Genomic DNA, 10,452 nt, shown 5'->3' with positions numbered 1-10,452 from the left:
AATTTCTAGCTGATATATCCCTGACATTGTTCATCCTTCATCTGGTTTATTCTTATTCTCTCATCTGTAGTCCAATTTTAGAGAATTGGTATTAAGTACTGGTAATAACTGGGTTTGGTACTTGGAACTTTGGTAGTCTATTAGAGAAGCAGTTGGAATACCAGCTGCTAAGAGTCTGTTTCGGAAATCTTCATTGTTTGCTAATGGGTAAATGTTAATCTCAACAGTACCCAAACGTTTTCCTTTGGAGGAGACACACAACAGGGGTGTATTTCCTTCACAGGGAGCAACTTGCCAGTTAGTTGGAGCAGCAGCATTTCCCAGGATTTTCTGCCAGATATTTCCCTGATTAGAGTTGGGAAGTTTTGCAGCAGTAGGAGATTTTATTACTTTGGGTGGAGAAAATTGGGAGAGAACAAATTTGGCTCCCACTGGTATTGACACCAGTAAAATAGAGCCTAGTAATAAATGATAAAGTCGTAACATTTTTCTGAAAATCCAGAGCCAAAGATTGCAGACCAAGCAAGTAATTTATAATTCGTAATTCGGAATTAATTTAGTTTTGCAAATGGAACTCAACAAACTATAGCGTTTGTTTATGGAATGAAGTACAAGGTACAGGCGCACAGCGGTGCATAAAATACACGGCTATTTGACTTGATATCGATAAACTTCTTTAAATGAGAATATATATTGTCAGCTGTAAAAATGGAAAGGACAGAAGTTAAGTTTACCCTGCTTCTGTCCTATTTAGGATTAGTTACCGTTCACAAAGTTAAGCAAGTGGCTATGCAGGCACCATTTCCTTTTGATATCTCATCCAATGGCGATGTTGCGCGATCGCACTGATAAAATCATCAGCTACAGACTTTAAGTCAGATTCACTAGAAGTCACCACACCCATTTCAGAGCGCGCGCCATCTTGCGACAACTTCACGCCTTCAATATTAGCCATCGATAGTAGTTCAACCCCTTCGCTTGTCGCGGCGATTGTTTTACAGTGCTTGAATGCCTCATTGATGAAGTTAATTGCTTCTCCCTCCTGCTTTAGCGTCTTAATACTCTGCGCTCCACCAGGTACATACACTGCATCAAACATCACAGAAGCAGCTGTTACAAAGGTCATCTCAACCGGGATTTCCTGACCATCATCGCCTCTAATTTTACCGCCATGAGTCGCAACGATTTTCGCATGAGCGCCTTGCTGCATTAGTGCCTGCTGGAGTGCGCCCAGTTCTTGAGCATTTACACCATCCGCCGCTAGAATTGCAATCCGGCGACTCTTAATCGTTTTTTCTGGCATCTTCTCCAGCATAGTTTGGATACTGAGCGCCGGAGATTTCTGCCCATGATTTGGTTTTACTTCTGTAGGAGCAGATAAGCCCAGTCCCTCAGCAATGCGGGTTGCCAGCTGATGATCGACAGAGTTAAATAACTCCAGCATCCGCTCTTTGACGGCAAGGTTCATCACTTTGCCTAACTCAAAATGTGCGGCTTTGACTAAGTGTTCTTTCTCCGGATCGGATAAACTGTTCCAGAATAAAGTTGCTTGACTGAAGTGGTCTTGGAAACTAGGGCTGCGTTCTCGGATTTTATTACCTTCCACCCGCTCTTGATAGCTGACAAAGCCGCCGAGATTTTCCGGAGCCGTCATCGGGCAACCATTACCGAGGGAGTTCGGGTAGTAGTTCACCTTTGAAGTGGGAATGTTGTACTGCATAACGCCGTCCCGTTGGTTATTATGGAATGGACAAACGGGGCGGTTAATTGGTAAATCGGTATAATTTGCGCTTCCCAAACGATGTACTTGCGTATCAGCGTAGGAGAAGATCCGACCTTGCAACAGTGGGTCATCCGAGAAGTCGATGCCCGGTACAACATTGGCAGGTTGAAAAGCAACTTGTTCGGTTTCGGCAAAGTAATTGTCTGGATTGCGGTTGAGTACCATTTTGCCGATTGGCTTCACCGGAACCAATTCTTCGGGAATCAGCTTGGTGGAATCAAGGATATCGAAATCAAATTTCAATTCGTCCTCTTCCTCGACAATCTGCACGCCAAGTTCAAATTCCGGATAGTCGCCCATTTCGATCGCATCCCCTAAATCGCGGCGATGGAAATCAGGGTCTTTTCCGCCTGCTTTTTGCGCTTCATCCCACACTATTGAATGAACGCCCAGAATCGGCTTCCAGTGAAATTTCACAAACCTTGCTTTGCCTTGTTCGTTGACAAAGCGGAAAGTGTGAATCCCAAATCCTTGCATCATACGGTAACTTCTGGGCAGGGTGCGATCGGACAGTATCCACATAATCATGTGCATCGATTCCGGCATAAGCGAGATAAAGTCCCAGAAGTTATCATGAGCGGTTCCCGCTTGGGGTATCTCGTTGTGCGGTTCGGGTTTCACAGCATGAATCAAGTCAGGGAACTTGATGGCATCTTGAATAAAAAACACCGGAATATTGTTGCCGACTATATCGTAGTTGCCATCTTCTGTGTAGAACCTGACAGCAAATCCGCGTACATCGCGCGCCGTATCAGCTGAACCCCGGAACCCGGCAACTGTGGAAAATCGAACGAAGACCGGAGTTTTAACCGAGGGATCTTGAAGAAATTTTGCCTTTGTATATTCTGCTAGGGATTCATAAGGCTGGAAATACCCATGAACACCTGCTCCTCGCGCATGAACTACCCGCTCTGGAATGCGCTCTCGGTCAAAGTGTGCCAGTTTCTCGCGGAAGTGAAAGTCTTCTACCAATGTGGGGCCACGCGATCCAGCTTTGAGCGAATCATTTGTGCTGTTAACCCGCACTCCCTGATTGGTGGTCAGATATTCTCCTGCTTCTTGACGAGAGGAATCTAGAGCTTTCTGTTTGCTTTGCTCGTCGATCGGATTGTGTTCACTCATGTTAGATACTTTCGGGTATTATTCAACAGTTCAATTAATTAGCGTAACGTCTCAATTTGGTTTAGCCCTTGCCAAGGCGATCGCAGCTACTTGCGCTGTCTGATTTACTAGCTTTTAGTAGTATTACTCATAAATCCAGAGCGCAGTCTGGCTGCCGCTTCCCTAACCGCCTGCTTCGCTTTATCTACCACTGCTCCGGTGCCAAAGAATTCATGAGTCACGCCGTTATAATTGATTGCCTTTACAGAGGAACCCGCTTCACGCAAACGCTTGGCGTAGGCTTCTCCTTCACTACGCAGTGGGTCAATTTCTGCCGTAATTACGGTTGTAGGTGGCAGACCGCGCAGGTTTTCTGCTCGCAGTGGTGAAGCATAGGGATTACTCCCGTCAGACTGACTATTTAGATATTGGCTCCAGAACCAGATCATCATCGCTTTGTTGAGCGGCTTGGCGTTGGCATTCTCCTGGTAGGAGGGTGTGTCAAAGGCGTAATTGGTAATAGGGTAGATTAGCATCTGATGCACAGGTATCTTGCCACCTCTGTCACGCGCCATTAAGCAGGTGACAGCCGCCAAGTTGCCACCTGCGCTCTCACCGCCGACTGCAACCCGCTTGGGGTCGCCGTTAATTCGGGCAGCATTCACCATAACCCATTGAGTTGCAGCATAAGCATCTTCCGCCGCTGCGGGAAACTTATGTTCTGGGGCTTGGCGATAGGCGACAGATACAACTATACAGTTAGCTGCATTAGTCAAAGCGCGGCACGATGAATCATAGGTATCTAAATTGGCGATTACCCAGCCGCCGCCGTGGAAGTAGACCAGTACAGGGAAGGGCCCTTTTCCCTTTGGCAGATAAATACGCGATAGAAGATCGCCCCCCGGACCTGGTATAAGTTGATGGTTGACATCCCCGACTATTTCTACCGCAGGCTTGCGACGTTTGGCAAGCACGCCCATAACTGCATCTGCCACAGTTGGGTTGTTGCGAGCATTTATCGGCGACAATTTCTCAGTGGGCGGTGCGTTAAAAGAGGTAAGTTCATCTAACACGGCTTTCATCTGAGCATCAGGTGTGGATACAGCCCCTGCTGACTTTGCCAGAAGTGGGCTACCTAGGGCGATCGCCACCACCCCTGACCCTGCCAGGGTGGCAAACTCTCTTCTCGATATTTTCTGATTCACAAACTCCTCCAAAAAGTACCACAGCAGAAGTTCAACCTAAGTTTGACTGGTTTTCCATCCAATTCCACGCGTAGGCGTAGCCCGTCGTATGACATCGCTAACGACATCATTCATCTTAAGCACTGGATTATTAGCCTGTTATAAGTGGCTCAGATCGCAGTAAGCTTACTTCTGGATGGCATTGAAGAGACTTACTTAACCTTTTAAAGTACCTTATCAGTATTAATCTTAAAAAGCTAGAAACAATCCTGCCTCTAGCATTGGTTAGTAATACCTAAGTTATTGTAGTGGAATAAACTACTGCTAAATGCAGATGTGATTTTGAATACGAAAAAGTTAAGCAAAGCGTTTATATTGAAGCAAGGTGGTATTTGCTCTGTTTTGGCTGCTGTTTAACATAATAATCCTTACGCAATTGAAAATCTATACGGCTAATAGCGCTGAAAGTCAATACAGCGCTACTACAAAAAGTATTATTGATTGATATGTGTTTAATTACTTGTGGCTTGCCAGAGATATGGCAACAATGAAGAGATGCTGGCTAGATGTCAAATCGAAAGGCAAATTTGCTTGGACTTTTAATACAAACAGTCACTTCTTAAGGGTTTTTACTTAAGCTACAAGCATTCATTTATTCTTTTACTCATCAACAAGCATTTAGTGAATAAGTAATTTATATAACTGAAAATCATTTAAGTACTTGAATCCTGGCAACAAAGTAGCGTTGGCGCATTGCGCCAACGCTACTTTGTTGCACGCATAGGCTAGCAAGCACCGCAGGCATCGCATGAATTGAGTGGTAACAAGTACACATCAGTCGATAACCCACAACTTGGGTTAGTAGCGATTATTGTTGTTGCGGCGAGCATTATTACCGCCACCCCAGCTACCGCGAGAGGAGTTGCTTCTTTCCTCACGAGGTTTAGCTTTGTTCACTTTCAAATCACGTCCCATCCATTCAGCACCATCAAGTGCATCAATGGCAGCTTGTTCTTGTGTGTCTGATTCCATTTCCACAAAAGCGAACCCACGCGGTCGGCCTGTTTCCCGATCTGTGGGTAGTTGAACACGATTTACTGTTCCGTATTCTGCAAAAGCCTGCTTTAGGTCATCTTCTGTAACCTGATAGGACAGGTTTCCGACATAAATTGACATAGAAATCTCCGAATTCAGGGAGTGTAGAGAGTTAAATTCGGAGAGAAGGTTTTTAGAAATCAAAACGAGTTACTCAACCGAAAATAATCTTTATGTCCATGAGTGTAGCACAGCCTTCAGCCTTTGAATATCGTCTTCTAGTGAATTTTATTCACAAATAAAACCTTTGGGGCAGGCTTGCAGACCTCCCAACAACGGGCTTTTTTGCTTGTACTATAAAAATTACACTTTTAACAGGAAATCGGAGTTAACTAGCGATCGCCTCGATATTTAGTGTTTTTAAAGTTAAGCTGTGGACTTAAGGGGCAAAGATTATTATTGGTAATGCGATTAATCATACCACGAACGACTGTCTTAAAAGCAAATTAAAGCAAATTAAAAAATATTCATTCTCCAGTACCCCGTTAGCTATGGTCAAACTGCGCTAAGATACCTTCTGCTTTTTTACATAGTAGTTCATGATATTCACCATTACTAGCTAGCAAACCTCCCCATTGATTGATATCATCAGTGTTATACTGCAACGGAGTGCCGTCGAAGTGGGTAAATTTACCACCAGCTTCTGTTAAAATCAATTCTGGAGCGGCTATATCCCAGTCTTTGGGTGCAGACTTGCCGGAAAGGGAAATGTAGATATCTGCTTGTTGCTCGACAATGGTGGCGATTTTGCAGCCTACACTACCCACAGATTTCTGGTTTTGACAGGGTAAATTGTGTAGTAAGCGATCTAACCGTTGGTTGCGGTGAGAGCGACTAACGACTAAGGTTAAATCTTCAACTCGTTTGCCTGACGACACTTTTAAAGGAACAGATCCGTTACAGGTTTCTACAAATGTACCCCCACCTTTGGTAGCGTAATATAACTTTTGAGCCTCTGGTACTGCTACTACTGCCAACACTGGGCGTGTTTCCTTGACTAAAGCAATGTGAACTGCATAGTCGCCAGTTTTTTCGATAAAGTCTCGAGTACCATCCAAAGGGTCAATTATCCATACCCAAGGGACAGAAGGCTTTCTAGCACTACTTGGCGATTGATAAGTTTCTTCGCTGATGTAAGCAAAATCTTCGTTACCTAAAGTTGCTTGTAGCCTCTGCAAAATGTATTGACTTACAGCTACATCGGCAACAGTGACAGGCTCATTCTGCTTATATTGGACTTCTAAGTTAGGGTCTTTTGCAGTACCGTGGTAATATGATTGCAGTATATCTGCTGCGCCCCAACCAAGCTCACGAGCAATCCCTAATATTTCTTGTAAATCTTTCATTAATTTAGCCTTCTATAATATTTTATTAACTTGACAACTCAGCCCATTAAATTCATCCAGCACCGAGTACCAAAAAATTTACAGGAATCAGCAGCAATATTAGCTGCCAGTGCCAGTGCATCAGTAAAGCTTTGCCTTAAAATGTAATGACAGAAAGCACCGTGGAAAATATCTCCAGCCCCTAACGTATCAACTGCTTGAATCTGCGGCACATCTACGATACCAGTTTTAGCGCCACTCAAGTATTCAATTGGTTCTTGCCCGTGGGTAATGGCAATGTGAGGAATGTCAAATCCACTGAGATAGCTAAAAACCTCTTCTCCAGTCTGGCAGTTGGGGGGAAAAAAGTTAGCTGAACAGATAGCGTAATCCACAAACGGTAGAATTTGCTCAAATCCAGGCTTCCAACTACCACCATCGATCGCTACTGGAATGTTATTAGCTTTAGCCATTTGAACTATGGAATCACCAACCGCCATCTGATGTCCATCAATCAGTACGATATCGACATTTTGCAAAATTTCTGGCGAGATAGATGCGCTGCTAGCTTGAGTTTTGATAGCATTGATCGAAACCACAGCGCGTTCACCTGTGGCTTGAGTGACAATGATCGAAGATACAGGCGGTACTAAATCAGTGGTAGGCTCAAGGTCTACGATCGCAACTTTGTAATTTGCTAAGTCACCTCGAATTAGCTGCGTCATTGGGTGAGAACCCACTACACCTAAGACTGTAGCCTGATTTCCTAAATAATTGAAAGTTATAGCCGCGTTTGTTGCTGGGCCCCCTGCCGCTACAGTATAGTCAGTAGCGACAATCTTCTGATTATTCTTAGGGGCAGAGTCAGCAAGGTAAATCAAATCTAAAGTTACTAAACCTACAAATAATCCACGATTCATCTGCTCTTTCGTTCAAAATTCAATTGTGAATTCTGGCTCCTGACTCCTGAATTCTTTCTTGGTAAATGGGTATGGCTCTTGGTGACTGACAACATCGATTGCTGTCTTCAACCAATCAATATAAGTCTCTTCTCTTCGGATTACCAACTCCAGCACCAGCCTCTGCATCACCTGCTTGCGGTTGGCAGATTCATCACTGAGTGATGGCAAATCGATGATTTCACATTCAGCCAGCTTTTTGCTTCGAGCCGCCAATTGGTGCTCCAGTAGGTGAATGATGGTTTCATTCGACAACTGATCTGCAAAATGCAACTGGACGAGTAAAGGTTCTCTTATAGTCGGTAAGGGCTGATGAATCCCTAGCCATCGGCTAAATTCGGCTTTCCCTAGCTCCGTCACACTGTAGACTTTGCGGTTGGGGCGATCATGTTGAATCTCAATGTTACAGGTAATCCAGCCTTGCTCAACTAGCTTATCAAGAGTTCTGTAAATTTGTGCCTGATCTGCTGGCCATAAATGGGCAATGCATTGATCGAAGCAGCTCGTTTTGAGGTCGTAGCCGGTCATTTCTTGCTGTTGAAGAAGACCTAAAATTACATTTGCTAGCGACATGAAGATGGTTTTCCCATAATTGATATTTTCTCGCTCAGTACTATGTACTTCTTATAATTTTATGCTAATATATGAATAATCAAATATAAGATATAACGGTTATAAAAAGATATGTTTATTATAATGCTTCTTAGCAAGGAAACCAAATACATAAAAAACTCCATTCACAAGGGCATGGGGAAGAGTTACCAACTCCCTTCAGGAGTGCTGTTAGCGAATAGCTAGGGTTTAGCCAGTGCTGAGTAGGGAAGAAGAAAGGAATTAGGTAACAGGTTACAGGGTACAGATTATTCCCTATTACCTGTCTCCTGTCACTTCTGGCCCAATGACGCCAGTTGCTACCCTTCTTTTAACGGAGACGCTGCGCGTAGCTTGCTTCCCCGCAGGGGTACGGGAACACTAAGAGCGAACAAGTCGGGCATTGCCTGCCCAATGCACTGGCTCCCCAATGCCCAATTCTCAATGCTTAGAAATTATTTAAGCCATTGAAGACTATTGTAAAGAGAGGATAAGTAACATTGACTTCTAACACACTTACACAAAGAATACGTCAGCATCAATATCTGCGTGATTTACGAAACAAATTACTCTACCTTCACAAGATGTTGCTGGAGACAGAACGCATTGCCTACGAACAGATTAGTGGACGAGTATCAAGTGGAGAACTTCTTCAGCTAGTCATTGCTCATGAACAATTTGCTTGGCTACATCGCATTTCTGAGATGGTTGTGCAAGTTGATGAGATGCTCCAAGCAGATGAACCGATATTGCTGGACAATTTCCAAAAATTGATTGCTGATGTCCGTTCACTCATTGTACCGTTAGAGACGGGCAATACCTTCGAGAGAAAGTATTACAACGCTCTCCAGCGCGAACCTGGTGCTGTGTTGGCACATGCAGAGATATCGAGATTTCTTACGTCTAAGGTATAAGGAACTTGCAAAAAATCAATATCCCAAATTATTTGTAGTAAAGGCACGGCATACCGTGCCCCTACGTTCGCAAAGCGTCCCGCAAGGATGGGATGTTTTTTTAACTGGAAGTCCCTAAAGGTAAAATTTTTATAAGCGATCGCTAATTACCCAAACAGTGCTGAGTAAAAAAGTAAGAATCGTACTTAGCACTCATCAATTAACTGCTACCAAAGGCTGAGGTCTTTCAGCTTTATGCCATACCGATTGACCAAATAATTAATAATTCGTAATTCGTAATTCGTAATTAAAAGAGGTTCAAGCCCCCACCATAATCTCTGCTGAAGGGTGGTCAACAAGACGGTGGAGAGTTCAAGTCCCAAAGGAATTGCAACTACGAATTATGTTGACCTATCAGCAGTTCTACAACATCTAATTAATGACTAATGACCCATTTGCACCAGTTATTGGACAACAGCAAGCTATAGAATTACTTACTCAGGCTGTCAGACAAAACCGGGTTTCTCCAGCCTACTTATTTGTAGGCCCAGATGGTGTAGGCAGGAGTTTAGCAGCCAGATGTTTTGTGGAATTGCTATTTTCCAGTGGGATAGGAGTTACTGCGTCTTTACAAAACCGTTTGCGTCAGGGGAACCATCCAGCTTTATTGTGGGTGCAACCAACGTACCAATACCAGGGACAACGATTAACAGCAGCAGAAGCAGCCGAGAAAGGACTCAAGCGTAAAGCACCTCCGGTAATTCGACTAGAGCAAATTCGGGAAATTACCGAGTTTTTAGGTCGTCCGCCCTTAGAAGCGCCGAGGAATGTGGTAGTGCTGGAAGAAGCCCAAACAATGGCAGAAGCCGCAGCGAATGCTTTACTTAAAACCTTAGAAGAACCGGGACAGGCGACATTAATTTTAATTGCACCGACACCTGAATCTGTGTTGCCGACTTTAGTTTCACGCTGTCAACGTATTCCTTTTTATCGGTTAGATGTAGAGTCTTTAGCTATTGTACTCACACAAACAGGTCATCAGGAAATTTTGTCAAATCAGGCAGTCTTGAGCATAGCAGCTGGTAGTGCCGGAAGTGCGATCGCATCTTATGAGCAATTACAAGCTATTCCTAGTAAGTTACTCGAAGACTTGAAAAAAGTACCTAAATCTTACCGTAACGCCTTAGAGTTAGCCAAGACAATTGATAAAAATTTAGATACAGAAGCACAACTGTGGTTAGTTGATTATCTTCAGCAATTCTACTGGCAGCAGTGGCATCAACCTAGTATCGTTAACCAGCTAGAACAATCTCGAAAACACTTGCTTTCTTACGCTCAACCGCAACTAGTTTGGGAATGTCTGCTTTTATCTGTGTATCAAAAATCAAATTCTATTTCTCCTACTCATCGCTGAGTGCGATTGTATTTCTGGTGTTGCATAATAAAGGGATGAGGAGAGGGTTCATACTGTGCATTGTCCATACTGTAAGTCTACGGAGATTAGAAAAAATGGAAAAAGAA

9 protein-coding genes are annotated in these 10,452 nt (G+C 43.8%); 2 read left to right on the top strand and 7 right to left on the bottom strand.

Annotated elements, in window-relative coordinates; translation table 11 throughout:
• Positions 1-60 precede the first annotated feature (60 nt).
• From V7K89_RS31280 to V7K89_RS31250, 7 genes are all read right to left on the bottom strand, one after another.
• Positions 61-486, bottom strand: coding sequence for a hypothetical protein (locus V7K89_RS31280; protein WP_335194314.1), 426 nt, complete (start codon positions 484-486; stop codon positions 61-63).
• A gap of 301 nt (positions 487-787) precedes the next feature.
• Positions 788-2,905 carry a catalase gene (locus V7K89_RS31275; protein ID WP_335194312.1) on the bottom strand — a complete coding sequence of 706 codons (2,118 nt, stop codon included), beginning with the start codon at positions 2,903-2,905 and terminating at the stop codon, positions 788-790.
• 107 nt (positions 2,906-3,012) lie between these two features.
• On the bottom strand, positions 3,013-4,089 hold the full coding sequence (locus V7K89_RS31270; RefSeq protein WP_335194310.1) for an alpha/beta hydrolase: 1,077 nt from the start codon (positions 4,087-4,089) through the stop codon (positions 3,013-3,015).
• An 837-nt stretch (positions 4,090-4,926) separates the two neighbouring features.
• Positions 4,927-5,244 carry an RNA recognition motif domain-containing protein gene (locus tag V7K89_RS31265; RefSeq protein ID WP_335194308.1) on the bottom strand — a complete coding sequence of 106 codons (318 nt, stop codon included), beginning with the start codon at positions 5,242-5,244 and terminating at the stop codon, positions 4,927-4,929.
• Between the two features lie 404 nt (positions 5,245-5,648).
• Positions 5,649-6,509: a 3'(2'),5'-bisphosphate nucleotidase CysQ family protein gene (locus V7K89_RS31260; protein ID WP_335194306.1), complete on the bottom strand. Its 861-nt coding sequence runs from the start codon at positions 6,507-6,509 to the stop codon at positions 5,649-5,651.
• Positions 6,510-6,547: 38 nt separating this feature from the next.
• On the bottom strand, positions 6,548-7,408 hold the full coding sequence (locus V7K89_RS31255) for a sugar kinase (protein WP_335194304.1): 861 nt from the start codon (positions 7,406-7,408) through the stop codon (positions 6,548-6,550).
• Positions 7,409-7,420: 12 nt separating this feature from the next.
• Positions 7,421-8,020: a PadR family transcriptional regulator gene (locus V7K89_RS31250; protein WP_335194302.1), complete on the bottom strand. Its 600-nt coding sequence runs from the start codon at positions 8,018-8,020 to the stop codon at positions 7,421-7,423.
• Between the two features lie 518 nt (positions 8,021-8,538).
• On the opposite strand from V7K89_RS31250, the gene V7K89_RS31245 reads away from it, so the two are divergent.
• On the top strand, positions 8,539-8,952 hold the full coding sequence (locus V7K89_RS31245) for a hypothetical protein (protein WP_335194300.1): 414 nt from the start codon (positions 8,539-8,541) through the stop codon (positions 8,950-8,952).
• A 418-nt stretch (positions 8,953-9,370) separates the two neighbouring features.
• A complete protein-coding gene (locus tag V7K89_RS31240; protein ID WP_335194298.1) occupies positions 9,371-10,345 on the top strand; it encodes a DNA polymerase III subunit delta' in 975 nt (324 codons plus the stop codon).
• Positions 10,346-10,452 lie beyond the last annotated feature (107 nt).

The organism is Nostoc sp. (assembly GCF_036917515.1).
GTDB lineage: Bacteria > Cyanobacteriota > Cyanobacteriia > Cyanobacteriales > Nostocaceae > Nostoc.
This window is presented reverse-complemented; position numbering and strand designations above follow the sequence as displayed.

Bases quoted from the DNA above. Each gene is read 5' to 3' on its own strand.
- V7K89_RS31255 (WP_335194304.1), bottom strand. From the start codon at position 7,408: ATGAATCGTGGATTATTTGTAGGTTTAGTAACTTTAGATTTGATTTAC.
- V7K89_RS31265 (WP_335194308.1), bottom strand. From the start codon at position 5,244: ATGTCAATTTATGTCGGAAACCTGTCCTATCAGGTTACAGAAGATGAC.
- V7K89_RS31280 (WP_335194314.1), bottom strand. From the start codon at position 486: ATGTTACGACTTTATCATTTATTACTAGGCTCTATTTTACTGGTGTCA.
- V7K89_RS31240 (WP_335194298.1), top strand. From the start codon at position 9,371: ATGACTAATGACCCATTTGCACCAGTTATTGGACAACAGCAAGCTATA.
- V7K89_RS31275 (WP_335194312.1), bottom strand. From the start codon at position 2,905: ATGAGTGAACACAATCCGATCGACGAGCAAAGCAAACAGAAAGCTCTA.
- V7K89_RS31250 (WP_335194302.1), bottom strand. From the start codon at position 8,020: ATGTCGCTAGCAAATGTAATTTTAGGTCTTCTTCAACAGCAAGAAATG.
- V7K89_RS31260 (WP_335194306.1), bottom strand. From the start codon at position 6,509: ATGAAAGATTTACAAGAAATATTAGGGATTGCTCGTGAGCTTGGTTGG.